Origin of the sequence: Lunatibacter salilacus, from assembly GCF_009797935.1 — a bacterium.
GTDB classification, from domain to species: domain Bacteria; phylum Bacteroidota; class Bacteroidia; order Cytophagales; family Cyclobacteriaceae; genus Lunatibacter; species Lunatibacter salilacus.
Window position 1 is genome coordinate 70,785 of record NZ_VOLC01000017.1, and the last position, 22,387, is coordinate 93,171.

General features: G+C 35.5%; 9 protein-coding genes. All 9 read left to right on the forward strand.

Going from position 1 to position 22,387, the window contains the following annotated elements; genetic code table 11:
- Window positions 1-1,347: 1,347 nt before the first annotated feature.
- The 9 genes from FQ608_RS20445 to FQ608_RS20485 all read left to right on the forward strand — a co-directional run bounded on the left by FQ608_RS20445 (window position 1,348) and on the right by FQ608_RS20485 (window position 22,385).
- Entirely contained in the window at window positions 1,348-3,756 is a 2,409-nt protein-coding gene (locus FQ608_RS20445; RefSeq protein ID WP_158860355.1) for a type I restriction-modification system subunit M, read from the forward strand.
- Window positions 3,747-4,976 carry a restriction endonuclease subunit S gene (locus FQ608_RS20450; protein WP_158860356.1) on the forward strand — a complete coding sequence of 410 codons (1,230 nt, stop codon included), beginning with the start codon at window positions 3,747-3,749 and terminating at the stop codon, window positions 4,974-4,976. The genes FQ608_RS20445 and FQ608_RS20450 overlap by 10 nt, the downstream gene beginning before the upstream one ends.
- Window positions 4,973-6,796: a DUF262 domain-containing protein gene (locus FQ608_RS20455; protein ID WP_158860357.1), complete on the forward strand. Its 1,824-nt coding sequence runs from the start codon at window positions 4,973-4,975 to the stop codon at window positions 6,794-6,796. The genes FQ608_RS20450 and FQ608_RS20455 overlap by 4 nt, the downstream gene beginning before the upstream one ends.
- Window positions 6,793-9,351, forward strand: coding sequence for a DUF262 domain-containing protein (locus tag FQ608_RS20460; protein ID WP_158860358.1), 2,559 nt, complete (start codon window positions 6,793-6,795; stop codon window positions 9,349-9,351). The genes FQ608_RS20455 and FQ608_RS20460 overlap by 4 nt, the downstream gene beginning before the upstream one ends.
- A 5-nt stretch (window positions 9,352-9,356) precedes the next feature.
- Window positions 9,357-12,458 carry a type I restriction endonuclease subunit R gene (locus FQ608_RS20465; RefSeq protein WP_158860359.1) on the forward strand — a complete coding sequence of 1,034 codons (3,102 nt, stop codon included), beginning with the start codon at window positions 9,357-9,359 and terminating at the stop codon, window positions 12,456-12,458.
- Window positions 12,458-13,171, forward strand: coding sequence for a M48 family metallopeptidase (locus FQ608_RS20470; protein WP_158860360.1), 714 nt, complete (start codon window positions 12,458-12,460; stop codon window positions 13,169-13,171). The genes FQ608_RS20465 and FQ608_RS20470 overlap by 1 nt, the downstream gene beginning before the upstream one ends.
- A gap of 26 nt (window positions 13,172-13,197) precedes the next feature.
- Complete coding sequence (locus FQ608_RS20475; protein WP_158860361.1) at window positions 13,198-15,771, forward strand: UvrD-helicase domain-containing protein; 2,574 nt, start codon at window positions 13,198-13,200, stop codon at window positions 15,769-15,771.
- A gap of 226 nt (window positions 15,772-15,997) precedes the next feature.
- Window positions 15,998-16,696, forward strand: a complete 699-nt coding sequence (locus tag FQ608_RS20480; RefSeq protein WP_158860362.1) for a RipA family octameric membrane protein — start codon at window positions 15,998-16,000, stop codon at window positions 16,694-16,696.
- A gap of 46 nt (window positions 16,697-16,742) precedes the next feature.
- Window positions 16,743-22,385 carry an ATP-binding protein gene (locus tag FQ608_RS20485; protein WP_158860363.1) on the forward strand — a complete coding sequence of 1,881 codons (5,643 nt, stop codon included), beginning with the start codon at window positions 16,743-16,745 and terminating at the stop codon, window positions 22,383-22,385.
- The last annotated feature ends 2 nt before the right edge of the window (window positions 22,386-22,387 follow it).

Sequence of the window (22,387 nt, forward strand, 5' to 3'; positions counted from 1 at the left end):
TACTGAACACATCAACTTTTGTATATAAAGCTATCCGGGTATCAGAATATCCAGCTATCTAAACATGTGAATATCCGTATATGTTTTTACCTAAATATGTAAAAATACCCTTTAATTGAGATAAAATAATTTAGTCCATAAATCGGTATTATTCACTACATACCATCATAAACCGGTCTTACTTACACTGCACCAGGGCCAGAATATTCAAAATCCTGGTCTTGGTTTAACCTCAAATTTGCTGTGCGCGGTCCTTGCAAGTTGTGTTTTTGTCAGACAATAAGCCTATCGGCTTATTTCCGCCAAAAACGAACTTGCCCCTCCCATTTCCCAACCTGTGCGACAGGTTTGAAATGGCTGAGGAGAAGTAAAATCCTCGCAACTCGGATTTTAGATATACATGTATACAATATAGGTAGATTATAAAAAAGGGGAGAAAGTGGAATTCATTGTGCAGAGTGCTTAATTGGCAGGGCTATTCCTCACAATATGAAATATTTTTTTAAATTGAACTATTGCTAGACATTGCTGACCTTCATGATGCAAAAATTGGATGCTCAGAAACGACAAACTTTGCTGGGAAAAGAGATCAATTTGCACATCAAAAAAGGTATGAAAATATTCAAAACATTATTAGAATAATTCATCTAAAATCATCAAAAATTATTGAAAGGAATGGGTAACATCGAGAAAGGTATTATCATAAATCGCAAACCTAGTCTCTTCCGCATCACCAATTTTTATTGAGCACTGGTCTTTAATGCGATTCAGCCAGGTTAATCTCCAAAATTAAATATCAACTAAAGCCTTTTAACAATACCGAAACCGAATATGTCATCCAATTACCTGACAAATAAAAGGGCAGAAAAAGTTATGGGATTTGATGGAAAATGAAGTAGATTAGCACAAAATCGCAAAGGTAAAACGGGAAAAGAACAATAGATAGTATTTGTAGGTGTGATTATCTATTTGATAGATAGAAATTTGAAGGTCATGCCCATCTGATTTAGTAACTCCGAGGCCATACTCCGTTTTTTTATTTATAATGCTAGTGAAATTAAAAATAATACAAACACTCAAACATTTAAAAATGTATTAAAATTACTATTTGTGAGCTCAAACTCTTAAGCTTGAAAAGATTGAGAGTGCATTGAGTAAAATCTTTAGTTTAAAAATCAGATTAATCTGTAAATTAAACTTTTGAATTATTATATTCCCTTTTTTCCACATTTCAGTTGCTGAGAAAGAAGTGTTTTTAATTTAAGGAGGGACTTTGAATCAAACCATTATTTAAGCAATGATGGATCTTTTATACTTTCTCTGGAAATTCTAAATTTCAAATAAAGAATGGCGATAAAGAAATCAGAATTATACAGCTCGCTTTGGGCGAGTTGTGACGAATTGAGAGGCGGTATGGATGCAAGCCAGTACAAAGACTATGTGCTGGTTATGTTGTTTATCAAGTACATCAGCGACAAATGGGCAGGACAGCCCTTCGCTCCTATCACGATACCGGAGGGTGCTAGCTTCAAAGACATGGTGGCCTTGAAAGGTAAAACAGACATTGGCGATCAAATAAACAAGAAGATAATCGCACCCTTAAAGGAAGCAAACAGTCTTTCGGACATGCCAGACTTCAACGATGTAACTAAGTTGGGTGATGGTGCGGAAATGGTTGACCGCTTAACCAACCTAATTACAATCTTCCAAAAGAAAGAGCTAGACTTCAGTAAGAACAGAGCTGAGGGTGACGATATTCTGGGCGATGCCTACGAATACCTCATGATGCACTTTGCGACAGAAAGTGGTAAGAGCAAAGGTCAATTCTATACTCCTGCAGAGGTGAGTAGAATCATGGCGATGATTATCGGAATTTCTCAGGATCAAACGAATGCAAACACCACCGTGTATGATCCTACATGTGGTTCAGGTTCCTTGTTGCTTCGAATTGGTTCTGCTGCAAAGACAAAAGTGACACTGTACGGTCAGGAAAAAGATTCGGCAACATCTGCTTTGAGCAGGATGAACATGATCTTACATGATTATCCATCAGCTGAAATCAAACAAGGAAACACACTTGCAACTCCTCTTTTTCTAGAGGATGGCAAAATGAAACAATTTGATTACGTGGTTGCCAATCCTCCGTTTAGCGATAAGCGTTGGAGCAATGGCTTGTCAATTCCCAATGATGAACCTAATAATCGTTTCGCTGGCTTTGGCGTTCCTCCTTCCAAAAATGGTGACTTCGCCTTTCTGTTGCATATTGTTCGATCGCTGAAACGCAATGCTAAAGGTGCTATCATTTTGCCCCATGGCGTATTATTCAGAGGTAATGCAGAAGCAGAGATTCGTACCAACCTCATCAAAAAAGGATACATCAAAGGTATTATTGGCTTGCCTGCTAATTTATTTTATGGCACGGGCATCCCCGCTTGTATCATCTTGATTGATAAAGAAAATGCACTGAACCGTAAAGCTATTTTTATGGTAGATGCAAGCAAAGGCTTCATAAAGGATGGAAACAAGAACCGATTGCGAGAGCAGGACATCCGTAACATTACCGATGTATTCAATGCACAGTTCGAGGTACCAGGTTACAGCCGTATGGTTTCCGTACATGAGATCGAGCAAAACGAATACAACCTCAACCTCCCTCGCTACATCGACAGTCAAGAGAAAGAAGACATTCAAGACATAAACGCTCACTTAAACGGAGGCATTCCCAATAACGATATTGACAACCTCCAACAATACTGGAAGGTTTACCCTAACCTAAAGAAAAGCCTGTTTGAAGAGATACGAACTGCTTATTCTGCTTTACAAATTGATGCTTCTGAGATCAATGACAGCATTTACCAGCATACAGAGTTTACCGCTTTCATTGCAGAGATGGACACGCTGTACCAATCATGGTGCAATGAGAATATTGGTTATCTAAAAGGGCTAGAAACGAACTGCCATCCAAAAGAGGTAATAGCTTCATTAGCAGAAAGCTTGTTAAGAAAGTACCACAACAAGCCATTAATCAACAAATACAACGTGTACCAGCATCTACTCAGCTACTGGAACGAGATCATGCAAGATGATGTATACATCATTTCTTATGATGGCTGGAAAGCAGAAACGTACCGAATAGAAGTAGAAAACAACAAAGGAAAAAAAGTAGACAAGGGCTGGACGTGTGACGTTGTACCAAAGGATTTGGTAATCACCCGCTATTTCCAAGCAGAGCAAGAAGCTTTAGCTGACCTGGAAGCCAAGAAAGAAGCCTTAGCTGCTGAGATAGTGGAACTGGAAGAAGAGCATGGTGTGGAGGAGGGACTATTTGCGGAACTGGATAAAGTAAACAAAGGCGAAGCACAGAAGCGGATTAAAGCCATTCAGAATGAGAAAGATGCCGACTTGGCAGAGGAACTGGAAGCTTTACAGGAATATGTGAAACTGCATACTCACCTAGCAGCTACTAACAAAGAGATTAAGACAGCGGAGCAGAATCTGGATGACCTGCTTTATGCCAAATACCCAACACTTACCGAAGAAAATATAAAGACTTTGGTAGTGGATGACAAATGGCTAAAAACAATGGAAGCGGCTCTAAAGAGCGAAATAGAGCAGATAAGCCAACGCCTCACCAACCGGATAAAGGAACTGGCAGAACGCTATGACACTCCACTACCGGCCCTTACAACAGAAACAGCTAACCTAGAAGCTAAAGTAAATGAACACCTGGCTAAAATGGGGTTTGTATGGAATTAGTAGCTATTCAATACAAACACACTGAGATTGGTTTGATTCCTGAGGATTGGAGAATTGAATCTATTTTAGACGTTGCAGATGTGAAACGTGGTAAATTCACACCACGACCTAGAAATAATCCTTTTTATTATGGAGGAAATATTCCTTTTGTTCAAACAGGCGATGTTACTCGCTGCGGGGGTGTGGTTCGGAATTATTCTCAAACACTAAACCAACAAGGATTAGCGGTAAGTAAGCTGTTTAAGAAAGGGACTGTTTTGATGACAATTGCAGCGAATATTGGCTACACTGGTGTACTGGAGATAGATATGGCTTGTCCAGACAGCCTCATTGGGATAACAGGGTTGAAAGCTGATAATCACTATTTGAATTACTACTTTATATATCATAGAGAAGATATAGAAGACCTCTCAACGTCTGGCGCACAGAAGAATTTGAATATAGAGCTATTCAGTAAGTTTAAAATAGCTTTACCTCCTTCTAAAAAGGAACAACAAGCCATAGCTCAAGTCCTTTCAGATACGGACAGGCTGATACAATCCCTGGAAAAGAAAATAGCCAAGAAGAAGCTCATCAAACAAGGTGTGATGCAAGATTTGCTTACGCCTAAGTTGGGATGGAAAAGCCTAAATCTCGGTAAGTGCGCAACATTGAAGGCTCGTATTGGTTGGCAGGGTTTAACTACTGCTGAGTATCTTCATCAAGGACCGTATCATTTAGTAACAGGGACTGACTTTAAAGGTGGATTCATTGATTGGGACAATTGTGTTTTTGTTGAAGAGTTTCGATACATACAAGACACCAACATTCAACTGAAAATCAATGATGTTTTAGTTACTAAAGATGGAACTATCGGTAAAATTGCTTTGATTGATTCACTCACAAAACCAGCTACTCTAAATAGTGGAGTTTTCGTTATTAGACCTATTCAGAAATCATTTGATTCTAGATATTTGTATTACATTCTTAGGTCTAGTCATTTTGCTGAATTCCTTGCTCGTCTGACCGCTGGCTCGACAATAAATCATTTATATCAGAAAGACTTCGTACACTTCGATTTCCCAATACCACCAAGCACAGAAGAACAAACAGCAATTGCAAATATTTTATCATCAATGGATGCCGAATTACGACATTTAGAAATAAAGCTATCCAGATTTAAGCAAGTCAAACAAGGCATGATGCAACAATTGTTAACTGGCAAAATTAGACTTGTATGAGCGAAAGTAAGCTAGTTTTAAAGTCCGTTAATCAGCTACTAGGAGAGCATTTCTATATTCCATCCTACCAAAGGGGATATCGTTGGACTAAAACAGAAGTAGAAGCCTTACTAAACGATATTTGGGATTTCACTCTTAGAACAAAGTCTAGCGAAGAGTTTTATTGCTTACAACCCATAGTCGTTCGTCCTTACGACGATCTTTCTTCAGGATGGGAAGTAATTGATGGCCAGCAAAGATTAACCACAATTAGAATTATACTTAGTTACCTCATTAGCCAACATTTAAAACGACCATTACTTGAAGCTTTTAAAAAGAATGAATTCACAATAGAATACGAAACAAGACCTGAAAGTGAGGCTTTCTTAAAAGATTTAAAAGAGAACAGCCAAAATATTGATTTCTACCATATGTGGGGGGCATATCAAGTCATCTCCGATTGGTTTGAGGATAAAGATTATAATGATTGTAATAAATTTATGTCCTTATTATTAGAGAAGGAGACAACAGCTAATGCTGTAAAGGTTATTTGGTACCAAGCAGAAGATGATTCTGATTCAATAGATATTTTTACTCGTCTAAACATTGGCAAAATTCCATTGACTAATGCTGAATTAATCAAAGCTTTATTTCTTCAAAAAGGCAACTTCTCAGAGCAGCAAGCATCAATAAAACAACTTCAGATCGCAACGGAATGGGATTTGATTGAGAAAACGCTACAAAACGATGCTTTCTGGTATTTTATCTACAACCCTACCAACCCGCTGAAGTACGATAACCGAATCGAATACATTTTCGATTTAATGATGAAAAAAAAGAAAACAGACGAAGATTTATTCACCTTCCAGAAGTTTTATCAAGACTTCGAAACTAGTAGAAAAGAGAACAAGGATAAGCCCAACATTGACTTCTTATGGTCAGAAATTAAAAAATTCTTTTTAACATTTGAAGAATGGTATAACGATAAAGAACTCTATCATTTGGTGGGTTATCTAGTAACATTTAATGCCGATATCAACAGCTTAAAAGATGAATCATCCAAATCATCTAAAAGTTATTTTAAAGATGTGTACTTAAAAAATGAGGTTAAAAAGAAGGTCAAATGCCAAATTGAGGAATTAAAGTATAATGGCAAGCATATCAGAGAAGTACTCTTATTGTTCAATATTCAAATATTACTAGCTACTCAGCATGCTGATTTTCGTTTTCCATTCTTTAGATACAAGAATGAAGCGTCTGGTTGGGATATTGAGCACATCCGATCAAGATCAGATAGGCAGGTGAATAAAGAAAACAGGATAGACTGGGCAACTGATGTATTAGAATACTTTACTGGAATAAGGGATTGTAAATCAGTAGATATCGTTGAAAAACAAGAACTTGAAATAGAGAAGCTCAGTACGGAGAAAAAAAACGAAGTAGCGAGTGAAAATGAATTGGCGAAGGAACTGTTAGCGTTAATCTGTTCAAGCAAAATTGAAGATGAGGTTTTTGAAACATTATATTCTAAGGTTGCGCAATATTTCGAAGAAGACAAAGAGTTTGAATACGAGGATAGTATCGGAAATCTTTCCTTATTAAATGCCTCAACGAATAGAAGCTACGGGAATGCCCTGTTTCCAATCAAGCGAAAAACGATAATTCATAATGATATGAATGGGATTTTTGTGCCAATAGGCACAAGAAACGTCTTCTTGAAATCTTATAGCAAAAAATTAGGCAATTTAATGCATTGGACAGAAAACGATGCTGAGGACTATATTTCTGCGATCAAAAAGGTACTGGAAGTTTATTTACCATCTCAAACATTAGAACAATGACGGAAATCGATTTGAATTTGCAGTCAGGTGAGCGTTTGAGTTTTTATCAAATGTTTAGGGAGAAAAGCTACCACATTGAAATCCCTATTATTCAGCGAGATTATGCCCAAGGCAGGGAATCTAAAGCACTAGTGAGGGAGACATTCTTAGCAGCTCTCTATCAATACTTATTGGAGAATAAGCCAAACAGGGATTTAGATTTTGTATATGGCAGCTTAATTAATAATGGTATTAAAAAAGGTCATATAAAATTCCTTCCGCTTGATGGTCAGCAACGCTTGACTACCCTATTTCTATTGCACTGGTACTTGGCCAACTTAGCCGATGAACAGGAGGATTTTAAGAGTGTATTGTCGGTAAAGGATGGTGAACAGTTCATATCAAAATTCTCCTATGAGACCAGAACAAGCTCTCGAGAGTTTTGCAATGAGCTCGTTCGCAATGAAATTGACATGAAAAACCTCTTAGCTTCAGATGATGGTAAGAACAATAGTTTATCAAAAACAATCCAAGATAAGGGTTGGTATTACTTGTCGTGGCAGAATGATCCAACTATTCAATCCATGCTCACCATGCTGGATTCCATCCATGCTAAGTTTAAAGATAAACCAGAATTCTATGTGTCTCTAACGAACGTAGAATCTACAATCATCACTTTCCTTTTTCTAAACCTCAAGGAGTTTAAGCTTACTGACGATTTATACATTAAAATGAATGCTCGTGGTAGGCCGTTGACTTCATTTGAAAATTTCAAAGCACGATTTGAAAAGCATATTGGCCAATTACCTTGGGAAGATGGAAAGAATGGGATTTTAATTCTAGACAAAGGAGAAAGTAATTTATCTCCTAAGGAGTATTTTTCTATTAAAATAGACACAGCTTGGGCAAACTTATTTTGGCAGTATCGAAACACAAATAGTAAGGATAATGCTTTTGATGAAGAGATAATGAATTTCATACGGGCTGTGCTTACCAATGAATTTGCCAGTCGTGCTAGCAACACAGATAAAAACTCAAGCCTTGAGTACATGATTGGAACTGCTGTTGCACGTAAGAAAAAGGACTATAGTGATGATATATCCTTTCATCTGCTCCACGAGCTTGGTGCTCTAACAAAAGAAGCTGTTATTAATTTAATAAATTCCTTCGATGTATTAAGCTCGGGAGATATCAGCACACTTCAATACCTAGATGATGACTTTTATTACAACGAAGACTTAATATTTAAAGGGACATTAACACATAATCTTACCTTACCTGAAAGGATCCGATTCCATGCATTTTTGCAGTATTTAATTAAAAATGGAAATCATACAGGGGGGCTGTTTCAGTGGATGCGTGTCATATATAACCTTACTGAAAATGCTATTATAGATGGTGCTGATGAATTTGCAAGAGCGATTAAAGCCACTAGTGTATTAATAAATCACAGTAACAATATTCTTGAATTTCTTAGGGAAAAGCAGTCTAAGAGCAGCTTTTTTACCGAGAGACAATTTCAAGAAGAAAAAATTAAAGCTCACCTTATAAGCAGAGGTGAGAGGTGGCAGTTTGCGATAGAGAAAGCGGAAAAACACCCCTATTTCAAAGGTCAAATTGGTTTTTTAATTGAGTTTTCAGGTATACTCATTTTTTTTGAGGGTCATAATGATTGTAACTGGGATGAAATGAGTGATGCCATGTATCTGAAATCATTTATTGATTACTCGAATAAAGCAACATCCATTTTTTCTATTTTAGAAAAGAAAGGCTCTGAAAGTATTGATTACTTATGGGAAAGAGCAGTTTTAACAAAAGGAGACTATTTGATTAAGGCTACAGCCTCAAGAAAAAATCTTTTGAGTACCTCAAAAAATATGAGGGATTATAGTTGGAAGCGATTATTGCGTATTCAACCCGAATCAGAAAAAAATACTGACTGGGAGAACGCTAGAGGATATGTAAAACAAGTTTTTGATGATGCCATTTTCACTACAGAAGATTTAACGGGGAGCTTGTCGGACATATGTAGAAATGCACCTGATGATTGGAGAAAATACTTCATCAAAAACCCTGAAGCTATTCGCTATTGTGAGCAAGGATTTATTCGATTTGAATCAGAAGAAAACATAAAACTATTTAAAGCCTCTCAACAAAATCACTTACAACGAGAATTACGCACCTACTCTCTAAGTCTGAATGAGTTATCAGTAGAAGTTTTATTTAGACCATTTGCTAACATTAATCATCATGCAGTTCAAGGTGGAAGTGAATGGTCATATGCTTATCTAAACGAATGGACGTACGATAGCGAAGATTATGAGCTCAATGTGCATTATTACTTCAAAGTTGAAGCCCCCTCTAAAAGCTTTAAAATCCAATTCATAAAAAAATCTGAACCAAGCGGTAATAAAAATTATAATAGTAACATAGCATCCATCTTGGAGTCGTGTGGTTTTAAATGGCATGCTGAAGATGACTCATTTATTAATTCCTTTCTTCAGTCAGCACCCAACGAGAAAAGCGTGAAAGAAATATTATTGAAATTATGTAATAAGCTCAATGATTTAATATAAATACTATGCCTGGAGAAATAGAAAGAATCACGCAAAACCGCATAGTTTCGCTCTTTCAAAAGAAAGAGGGTTTAAACTATGATTACTTAGGTGATTGGGAAGATCGTGAAGGCAATAGTAATATCGAAGTAGATCTGCTCACCAAGTACCTAAAACGACAAGGTTACTCTCCCGCTCATATCAGTAAAGCTATATTTGACTTACAATCAGTTTCAACAAACTTCAACGATAGCCTTTACACTACCAATAAAGAAGTTTACAAGAAACTACGCTTTGGTGTGCAGGTAAAGGTAAACGCTGGTGACAACTACGAGACAGTAAAGCTATTCAACTGGACTGATCCTCTTGACAATGATTTCGCCATAGCAGAAGAGGTAACCTACAAAGGCAACAAAACCAAGCGACCTGACATTGTACTCTATGTAAACGGTATTGCATTAGCTGTTTTGGAGCTCAAACGTGGCATTGTGGATATAGGCGAAGGAATTCGACAAAACATCACCAACCAACAAGACCGATTTATTCAACCCTTCTTTTCTACAGTTCAGATTTTGTTTGCTGGTAATGATTCTGAAGGCCTACGCTACGGGACTATTAGCACTGAGGAGAAATGGTATTTGGGCTGGAAAGAAGACGTCGATAATACCAGTCAACTCATGCTTGACAAATACCTCCAAAAAATTTGCGACAAAGTGCGGTTTATGGAGCTGCTTTACGACTTTGTCCTGTTTGATGGCGGTATTAAGAAACTACCTCGTGTGCATCAGTACTTTGGTGTAAAGGAAGCAGAGAAGTTTGTTAAACGGTACGAAGGCGGCATCATCTGGCATACACAAGGGAGTGGAAAGAGTTTGACCATGGTTTACCTGGCCAAGTGGATACTGGAGAACAATCCAAATGCACGCATCGCCATCCTTACTGACAGAACAGAACTTGATAAACAGATAGAAGATGTATTCACCGATGCAGGTGAAAGCATATATCGGACAAGTAGCGGAAGGGACTTGATGACTCAGTTGGGACAAGAAAAACCTAGATTGCTATGTTCCTTGGTTCACAAATTTGGCAACAAAGACACCAAGAACTTCGAAAAGTTCATCACTGAACTTGCAGAGAATCCCCTGGTTGTTGCTGGTGAATTGTTTGTGTTTGTAGATGAATGTCATCGTACACAAAGCGGCAAACTACATCGTACCATGAAAGCCATGCTTCCAAACGCTGTGTTCATCGGTTTCACAGGTACTCCCTTACTCAAAAAAGACAAGCAGACCAGTTTGGAGGTGTTTGGTAAATACATCCATACCTACAAGTTCAATGAAGGTGTAGAAGATGGAGTAATCTTGGATTTAATGTATGAGCCACGTGACATTAACCAGCGATTGACTTCCGAAAAGAAAGTAGATGAATGGTTTATAGCAAAGACCAAAGGGTTGAACGAATTCCAGACATCAGAGCTGAAAAAGAAATGGGGAACGATGCAGAATGTACTCAGTAGTCGTTCTCGCATGGAAAAAATCGTAGCAGACATTACATTCGATTTTAGCACCAAGCGTTTGCTTACCTCTACACGAAGCAACGCAATACTGGTCGCCAACTCAATTTATGAAGCTTGCGAGTATTTCAAACTTTTCCAAAAAACGGAATTCAAAGGTAAGTGTGCAGTCATCACATCCTACAATCCACACCACGGAGATGTAACCACTGAAGATACTGGCGCAAACACTGAAACAAAGAAAGAGGCGATTTACAACCTGTATGAAGAGATTCTAAAGGATGTAGAAACACTCCCAAACAAAACCAAGACTGAAAGCTACGAAGATTGGGCAAAGCTTAAATTCAGGAAAGAGCCTGCAAACATGAAAATGTTGGTTGTAGTTTCTAAGCTGCTTACAGGTTTTGATGCGCCAAGTTGTGCATACATCTACCTGGACAAAAGCATGCAAGACCATGGTTTGTTTCAAGCAATTTGTAGAACCAATCGTGTGAATGGAGAGGAAAAAGACTACGGCTACATAGTGGATTACAGAAATCTGTTTGATAGTGTAGGTGCTGCCATTTCAGTTTATACCTCAGAGTTGGATATGGATGATTTCGAGGCAAAAGACATTGACATCATGTTGGAAGACCGTTTGACTGTTGGAAAAAAGCGACTTGACAATGCTATTGAAGCGCTAGCTCTTTTGTGCGAACCTGTAAAACCACCAAAAGGCACACTTCAATACATTCACTACTTCTGTGGAAATCCGGAGAAAGAGGAAGATTTGAAAGAAACGGCCCCTCAGCGTACTGTACTATATAAAAATACAGTTGCTTTTATCAGAGCCTATGCAAACATAGCAGATGAAATGGAGCAAGCAGGTTACTCACTTAAGGAAACAGCTGAAATCACTAAAGAGCTTGATTTCTATTTAAAACTGAGGGAAGAGATCAAGAAGGCTTCAGGTGAAACATTAGACTTCAAAACTTATGAAGCTGATATGAGGCATTTGATTGACACCTACATCCAAGCGGATGATCCAGAGAACATCTCCCCTTTTGGTGATATGTCTTTATTAGAGATAATCACCAATGCTGGTATTGGAGAAGCAATTGGTTCCTTGCCGAAAGGTATCAAAGGAGACCGAGGGGCAATTGCAGAAACCATTGAAAATAACGTCCGAAAGAAAATCATTTCAGATCAATTATTAGATCCAGCTTTTTTTGAGAAAATGTCAAAGCTACTTGCTGAACTCATTAAAGAAAGAAAGGCTAATGCTGTCAGTTATGAAGAGTATCTGAAAAGAATTGCTGATCTAGCCCAAAAAGTAAACAGTGGAAAAGGAGATGATACCCCATCTGTAATGGTTACAAAAGGCATGAGAGCTTTGTATAACAATCTCAATCAGAATGAAGAGCTTGTAATAAAAATGGACGTAGCACTAAAAACACAAAGTCCGGCAGATTGGAGAGGTATCAAGACAAAAGAGAATATTATTAAGAAAAATATTTACGATGTACTTCTACCGGAAAGTGAGCACTCCATGGCTGCCGAACCACTATATAAATATGGTATTGAAGCAGAAGTAGTGCGAATTTTTGAAATTATAAAAAACCAATCTGAATATTGATGCAACAAATACAACTTGGTAACATCAGTATAGAGGTGGAGCAAAAAGATATCAAGAACATTCACCTGAGTGTCTACCCACCAAACGGAAGAGTACGAATTGCTGCACCTTCCAAAATGGATATAGATACCATACGTGTATTTGCAATCTCAAAACTGCAATGGATTAAGAAACAACAGAAGTCTCTTCTTGCCCAAGAGCGTGAATCCCAACGGGAATTCATTAATCGGGAAAGTCACTATTTCATGGGCAAGCGTTATCTGCTAAAGGTGATTGAGCATGATGCAGCTCCAAAAGTTGAAATCGATCACAAATACATTCATCTTTACGTTCGCCCAGCTACTGACCAAGCCAAACGAAGAGAAATTCTGGAAGGCTGGTACCGAAGGGAATTAAAGAAGATAGTACCAAATCTAATTGCGAATTGGGAAAAGAAGATTGGTGTCCAAACCAACGAATATGGCATCAAGCGAATGAAAACCAAATGGGGCACGTGTAACACCGAAGAAAAGCGTATTTGGTTGAACCTAGAACTTGCACGCAAACCAGTTGAATGTTTGGAATACATCATTGTACACGAGCTCGTGCACCTATTGGAACGAAGTCACAATGCTCGATTCGTTAAATACATGGACGAGTTTATGCCCAAGTGGCAATTTTATAGAGATGAATTAAATCGGCTTCCTTACAACCATGTGGATTGGGGGTATTGAATGATTTTTAAATAAATTTTAATTTTATGAAATACTTCATTGACAAATCAATAACTCACCAAATACAAGCTCTAATGAGAAGGGGTGGGCAATTTCAAAAAGCCGCCGAAAAAATCAAGCAGCTCGTATTTGACATTAATAGTGGTGACCCAAGTCCTTTTAGATCTGTCAGCATGACCAATCATGGGGAATCTAGGATTAAGAACTGTATCAAATACGATCTTCAAGGATACGCAAGACTAATTACAATTCAATCAAACGGAGAATGTATTTTGAAATTTTTAGGCACTCATGAAGAATGTGATAAATGGTTAAACAACAATAGAAATCTAAACTTGGGGATTGAAAAAGGGTCGAAAGAAATTAAGGATGTATACAAATCGAATAACATTCACTCTCCTGAAGAAAGAGTTGGACTTGATTCTGATTACTCGGATGGAAAACTAATAAAAAAAATTGGGGTTCATTATCTAGACAAACTTTTTGATCAAATTTCAATTAAACAATCTACTATAAGAAGGTTAGCTGAATTAGAATCCATTAGTGACGAAGATGAGATTCTAAGTCTATGTGAACAAATAGTTGAAAAAACTGAGCAAGAAGTAATTTTTGATGTTTTTATGGAGTTAAGACACGGTAGTGTTGACCACGCAAAAAACAGAATCCTTGAATTTATTGACGAAATTCAATTGCTGGAGAAAGTTAAAGAAGAGGAAAAGGTAATCATAAATTCAAATGATCAATATTTAAGATTAGATGACCTAGAAGAAGAGGATTTGAAAATCCTGATGGACAACAAGAATTGGCATGATTGGATGTTGTTTATGCATCCTGCTCAAAGGCAAGTTGTTGATCAAGACTTTTCCGGCTCTGCTAGGCTTCTTGGTGTAAGTGGATCTGGAAAAACGTGTGTAATTGTTAGAAGAGCTGTAAGACTAGCTAACAAATACCCCGAAGAAAGAATATTAATCCTTACACTGAACCGCTCCCTTGCAAAATTAATTAGAAATCTAGTTGATATTTTAATTGAAACAAAAAGCCATTCCGAAAAAATCAAAAGTCAAATCAAGGTTACGTCTTATTGGGAATTATGCCGAGAATATATTTTGCGGATGGACAAGGACCCAATGAGAGCTCGACTCTATAATGACTATGTCGATAAACAACAAGACAGTATTGATGAAATTTGGAGTGAGTTTTACAGGTGTCAAAATTACAATTATGATGCAGAAGTATTATTTCCTGTTCACCAATCTCTTCTATCCCGAGGAGTATTTCCACAAAACTATATTAGACAAGAATTTGATTGGATAAGGAGCGCACTTTCTAATCAGGAAAGGAACAAATATTTATCTATAGAAAGAGATGGAAGGTCGATCAATTTACCAGAGAATTACCGAGAAGCTATATTAAACGGTCTAAAGAGTTGGGAAAAACATATGCCAGAAGTTGGAGTGACTGATTATTTAGGTCTATCACAAAAAGTTCTAAATTTTAAAGACCAAATAAAGGAAGATTTTAAATGCATTTTGGTTGATGAATTTCAAGATTTTGGAACTATTGAAATGGAAGTCATTAGAAGATTGGCTCCCAAAGGTGAAAATGATCTATTCCTATGTGGCGATATTGCACAAGTTGTTCATACTAAACACCATCGAATCAGATTAGCCGGAATTAATATAATTCCGCAGAATTACCTGAAAATTGAAAAGAATTATAGAAATAGTAGAGAGATTCTGGCTGCCGCATATGAAGTATTTAAAAACAACACTTCCAATGAAATGTATCAAAACGATGGGTTTGAGGTTCTCAAGCCAGAATTTGCTAATTTTTCATCTCCAAAACCTTTTCTTAGAAAAGCAAGCAGCCTTAGCAGAGCATTTATGTTTTCATGGTTATACCTTAATGATATTTTAGATTCAAAAAACCTAGAAAAGGCTTGTATTGCTGTTTGTGGTTATTCCTATTATGATATTGATTTAATAGGCAAAAAATTAAAGATTCCAGTTTTAGATGGCAAAATTGATTTGTCAGGAGGAAATATCTTTTTATCAGATTTAGAAAACACCAAAGGTTTTGAATTTGATCGGATGATCATACTTAATTGTAATGATCATGTAATTCCAAATAATGAATTGCCCAAAGAAGAGTGGTTTCGAGAAATAAGTAAATTTTATGTTGCTATGACTAGAGCAAAGAAAGAACTTATAATGTCTTACAATGACACACCATCATCCCTCTTCGATTCGTGCAAAGACTATTTTACAGAAGACCGATGGATAGACCATATCGATACGAACAGAATTCATGATGAATTTACCATGCCCTCTACCTCTGAAAATAATCTCAATAATGGTTATATAAATTTATTAGGAAAGGATTTCCTTTATTCCAAAATCCCTATTGGGATAACCACCGAATTACAAAATAAAATTCTAGATACTGTTACAGGTAAGGATGTTTCTGATGGCTCAAAGCCTCTAGAGTGGCGTACAATCGGAAATTTGACTAGTTATATTAAAAGTAAAGGAAGAGACTACCCCCATTTATCACGTTTATTTGGACCAGAAAGAATAAAAGAGCTCGAGGAATTACTATAAATTGCCTTCGTTTTAGAGTTATGGGGAAAATATATTGAGTACGTAAACTAAGTTTTAATTTTTGTTCAAATATTCTTTGCAAGAAATAATTTACTAATTCTCATTTGTGATAAAGTACATAGCAAATATTATAAAGCATACTTAAGGCAGATAGTTACATTTCACTTTTCTCAGTGAAACAGCTTAATTTGATAAACTGAAAATTCACATAAAAATCAATTATGATATGGACTTTATAAATATGTTATTTGGAAGTAAAGAAACAGCAAAAACCGAATTGTTTGAAAAATACAAGCTACTAGTGGCAGCTAGGAATTTTCACTATGAAAACTTCAATAAATGGTTGACATATTTTTACGTGGCAAATGCAGCTATATTTTTAGGTTATATCCAAATCATAACTGCAAAAGAACTTGAAAGCCGACAAAATTATCAATTTGCTATACTGGCTCTAGGACTAATAGCAGGCACCCTACTTTATTGGTCATCCAAAGGATATTACTACTGGAATATTAACTACATCCTGCTTGTAAACCATTATGAGAAAGAGTTATTAGGATGGAAAAAAGGGGAGCGCATTTACTCCATGTTTGCGAATAAAACAGAACAAAACAATTTCATAAGTCCTGTCTCCGGAGCAAATTTTAGTACATCCAAAATCGCAATTCTATTTTCCTTCATAATTGCTACTTCATGGGGAGCGTTAATAATTAATTGTACTGAGATACTATCAAAGATCCCATGTATTAATCAATTCGGTAGTGTCCTTATAATCCCTATACTCCTTTCTGGTTTATTAATGATTGGAATAACTTGGTTATTTGGGTTAGCTAAAGGACATATACTTTGGAGCAATACAAACCCACTCTACGATTTAGGAATAGACCAAAAAAAACCATCCTCAGACAAGAACATTCTTTCATAAGAGATTAATTAATAAAAAACACAATAAACTTTTCAAGCAAAAATCAATGAAAAACTTTACTGAGCAACTTAAAGAACACTGGAAATCAGAAGATCTAACATTCATTGCAACTTATACGAGGCATAAAGGTGAGTCAGGATTTTTTAATGACTTTCTTAATCCTGTTAATAAATTAAGGATGTTTTATCCAAAAATCGACGGTATAGAGATTGAAAATAAACGTGTATCTTTTTATCATCAAAAAGGTCCAAATTTAATTGATGGTAACTATTATAAAGTTGAATTAGAATTCACAAATAGGCCTAATGGTAAGAATAATCCCTATTCATTAAAAATCAAAAACATTTCAGATCTCAATCAAAAATCCATTAAGGAATTTTTAGATGGGGACAAAGAGCCAAGTGAATATGAAGGCATTGAATTATATGGATGCTACAACAGGAAAGATGAAAAGTTTGCTTCATTTGAAAATGTAATGTTCATTGATTCAGGCGAAATTTTAAAAAATCAAGGAGAAGCAATAAACGTTTTTGTATCTCCTAATATGGAATTGAAGGAAGGAGTGTATTACTCCTTTTTAATCAAAGAAAATGAAGGCAAACTTCCGAATGCAATTACTTCATCGATTAAAGAACTTGACTCAGATCCCTATGAAAAGCATATTGATTTTCGCTTTACTTATCTAAACAATCCTGGTGCAAATAAGAGCCTTGCCACAACCATGACAGAAATTGGCAAAGGTATGTATTCATCTAAACAACGCATGATTTTTGAGCTCCTTCAAAATGCGGATGATGCTCCCGGAAGAGATAAAGTAGGGTTTCATATAGACTTCAAAGGAGATTATTTTTTCATTATGCACGATGGAGCCCCGTTCAGTAAAAGTGATGTCGAAGCAATTACTCGATCTGGAGAAAGCACCAAACGTGATAAAAGAAAAGTAACTGGATATAAAGGTATTGGCTTCAAGTCAGTTTTCACCGACAGCTCGGAAGTATGGATTAAATCTGGTGGTTATCAGTTTGCCTTTCTAAGAGATAACAAGCTGTTTGAGGATTTTGACAGATTCTACTTTAGTGATGAAAGATACACCAAGTATCCAGATCTACTTATAAAAGATAAAGAAAAATACCAATTTGATAGGTTAAACTTTAAGGGTTCAGAAGACATACCTTGGCAATTGATTCCAATTTGGCAAAAAAAACTTCCTCATGAATTTCAAGATACCAACTTTGATTTTTATAAAAATCCTATTCAAATAGGCCTCAAGTTTGGGAAATCACATATTGATGACTACAAAGCTGCGATAGACAATATTGTAAAAAAACCTCAATTTTTACTTTTTCTAAGAAACACATCAAGATTTAATTCTCCTAAAAATCCTGTTATAGTTATACGAGAAGATGAAAATGAGCTCGTTGCTATTACCCTTTTGCAAGGACCAGAAGAAAAGAAGTACCTCTATAAAAAGGTTGCTTTTAAAGATATTCAAGTTTCAAATGAAGCTTTTTCATCTAATGATATTGGTCTAATGAAAGACTCTCAAGTAAATGATTATAATGAGATTACTTATTTCTTTACAGATTTACAGGGAAATAAGATTACGACCATCCCTCCTAAAATAGCATCAGTTTCAGAAACAGAAGTATCCTTTGGGTTTTTAATACAAAATGGAAAACTAGTTTCAGAACCAGGGTATGCAACTTCAAATTCCCAATATTCAAGCTTATTCACATATCTTCCGATGGAAGATAAAAGATTCAAATTGCCATTCCTTGTAAATGGTGATTTTGTTCCAGATTCTCGAAGGGAAGAGATACAAGGTGATAATCTATGGAACAAGTATATTATGACTAAGGTAGCTGAGAAACACGTTGAAACCCTAGAAAGGTTTGCCTTGGAATTTAAATCTGACGAGGTTTTTTACTCAGGTTATTTATCCTTACTTCTAAAAGAACCGATGCCTGCTGACGATTCGGCTCAACAAATCATAGATAGTTATAACAGTAAATTTTTAGAACAGCTTAAAATTAAGAAGATTATTGTTAATGATATTAATCACGTTCAAATATTATCAGCTACGATAATTGATAATTCCGGCATAATAGAATTGTTCGGACATGAAATTTTTTATGAGATTATTGACACTGAAAAACGACTGACACATTCCAATCTTGACTCCAAATATTTAAAAAAGTATGATTATTTAGAAGTTGAAATAATAGACTTGGAAGAATTGGCAAGTCAAATTACTCCTGAAATTTGTGAAAGATTAGGAAAAATTATTGCAGAAAAATCCCTTTCTGAAAATCCTCAGTTATTAAAATGGCTTGATAAATTGGTAAGCCACATGCCTGAAAATTTTGGAAAACTCCCCTTTATTATACATGACAACTCTTTGTTTTCCCTTGAAAAATTAATGGCTGAAGCTGAGGCATGGTTAATCAATAAGAACACCATCAAGTATCAAGAACTTTTAATTGAGTTAGGCTATCATTCTATTAACCTCAACCTTCAAGATTATACCAATCTACAAACCTATATAAATGAAATGTCAGGCTATGTAAATGACAGATCATTAGCGTATGGACGCTTGGCTGGAAATTCAAACTTATCTTCACTCAAAATTGAATTAAAAATTAAACTCATTGACTTTTTACAAAATAGTGAATTTATGCAAGGAATAGGAAAGACTAAATACTTTGGCGAATTAAAGCTGTTTGTTGATGAAAATCGTGTTGCTCGTCCTCTAAACCAATTAATCAGCCGACAAGATGTTACTGGGATTCCTTCAATCCAAAATTTCAGGATTACTGAAGACGAATATCTCCATCTTACCGATGCTTTGCAGAAAGAGTTAATCACAAAGGGTGAGGTATTTACCTCATTTATTCTGAATCCAGATTTATTCGAAGAATGGTCTGTCTCATTCTCTTCTAATAATATAAATACCTATGTAAAAGACTTAAAGTCTTTATACAGCTGGAAGGATGAAGAAGAAGAGATCCTTCAAAGTAAATGGGCGGCTATACCGTGGTTGTATGTAAACGATGAATTGAGATTTCTAAATTCAGAAAAAATATTTTGGTCGAGGGCATTTAGCAATCTTACTACTGAAGACTATGAAACAATTACAGAAACTTTTCAAAAAGCTAAATTAAAAACCCTTCCCGTTAAAGAATGTGGTGATCTTATTCAGTCATTCACACTAAAAACCAATAGTGACACTAATATTGATTGGACACAAATCCAAAATTTTGAATTACTATCGGCAAACATACTTTTAGATTGGATGGAGAATGATGGATCTTGCAGTGATTTTTTTGAAGAATACACTTTAGAGGCCACTAATGATAATCTTTGGTCAATCAAAGAAATTGAAAATACTCAAATGTTTGATGGGTCCGAAAAGGGCTTAAAAGCTTATATAGAATCAATTGAAAATCTGAAATCTCAATTCACTGAACTTGATTCATCTTTAGGCAAAGCAACACGACACAAAATTGGCTTGCTGCAAGGAGATAAATTGCTTAAGGCAATTATTGAGTCAAAAGCCTTCGATCAGAATTTGGCCTCATTCCTACCTTCCTCATTTTCTAAGGAACAACTGACATCATTCATCTCTAACTTACCTGAATTCAGTATAATAATAGGAGTTGAATACAATAGCACTACACCTGAACATATCATTATCAATCAATTGATTAAAACTGTTGATGACATTAATTCAATTCCTGATGATTTAGCAAAACTGATTAACACCTTAAGAGGTAAGATTAAAATTAACTCTAACACATTGAGCGATTATAATTTAAGTGACAGAATTCAGTTTGGCAAAGGAGATGAGAAAAATATCCTAAAACTTTCAGATGTTTTGGAACAGTTTAAAGGAGAGTCAAACGTTCTAGATGAATTAATCGAATCATTTGTTTCAATAACAGATCAAAGAAAATTAAGAAAGCTTATTTTCAATACCAGAATGATGCCTTTAAGTGAGGTACATTCCGTAATTGAAGCTGAAAAATCTGCTTATTATTCAATTCATCAGGTTGTATTTCAACTATTGGATAAAAAACATGGAGGAAAAAGGCAGTGGTCAAAAAAACATTTCGATGATTTCTGGGAAAATGAAGAAAATAAAACTGAACTCTATAAATCATATACTATTTTTCTAACAATTCTATTTGAATTAAATTTTACAAGTTTAGATAATTTTTATTTTCATGGTTTAAATCTTAAAAACTGTGTCGATAAAAGCGTGGCAATTGAATCAGAGTTGCTTCCACAATGGCTAGAGGAATGGATAAAGATTGATCAATCTAACAAATTAGCATATTTAGGTAAACTTGGTTATAATGGATTGGATAGTCCTATTGTAAAATTGAGAGAAGCAGCAAGATCAGAAAATCATGATCAAAACGTGGTAATACGGTATTTTGAAGAATCGAAACCAAATACCCAAATTATTTGGAATACTATTGAGTGGCTAAAACAATATAGTAGTCAAATAATTACGAAAAACATTTTATTAATTAAACAAATTAATGACTATATAAGCCTTAATGAAAATAATTTAAAAGCGGTTACTCTTCCTATAATGGAGTCTATTAGCAAGGAGGGAAATAGATGCTATAAACTTCAATCAGTTTCCTTAGACACAAAGTTGTACTTTTTAGATCTAAAAGAAGAATATTCCTATTCAACATTTAAAATTTTAAGTAAAGAGATTGATAAAGCAGTCTTTACAGATCAAAATTGTGGAAATAAAAAATTACATTTTAGTGTAGAGGACATCAAGCTTGTCAGTGGGGTTGATATAGTATTATTGGAAAATAATTCAAAGCCTTGGGATACACTTTTTTATAAAAAATGGGAATATTCATCAAGCCATCAAATATATATTTACGATGGTGACGAAATACCTTATAAACGAACTTTTAAAGGTACAACGGTTAACAGTTTTACACAAGATTTAAAGGTAAGCTGCAATGGTAAATATTATGTATCCAAAATTCTAAAAAACAATATCATTAATAGTCTTCCGGATTCCTTTCCAAAAGATGCATTACAGAAACTTAAAGATTGGCACTACAAAACGCTTCAAGATGAAACATTACTGGATGAGGACTCCTATGAATATAAGGAAGATATTGATAGGTTACTTCAGGACAGACTTGGAATTTCAACTGAAAAGCAAAAAACCGAAAACGGAAATGCCAAAACTCATGCGGTTTACTTTTTGTTAAATGAGGGATTCGATTTATCAAATGTAAATAGTTCTGGTGCAGCACTAACTAGTATCATTGATCCCGATGGAAAAAATGTAAAATGTATTGTTCGAAGTGCAAAAGGGGGACTACTCTATTTAGACAAGGAACATTGGGATATGTTTGAAGATAACGACACCTACTTAGTTGTCATTTATCCAGGAAATTCTCCACGACTCTTCAAAAAAAGATTAGAGCTTTTAGAAGATAGATTAGCAACGAATGTTCTATTCAGGGTTCCAAATAGCAGGGATACTGCTGAAATTGATGGGGTTTTTGAGTCATTAGAATCAGAATCTCACCTAATATTGGTTACAAGTGAAAAAATGAAAGAGAGTTTGTTTTCTGGTATAAAACCTACTAATGTTTTTAACCAAGAAAATGACATTGCAATTGCAGATGATGAATTTTCATTTGAATAAAA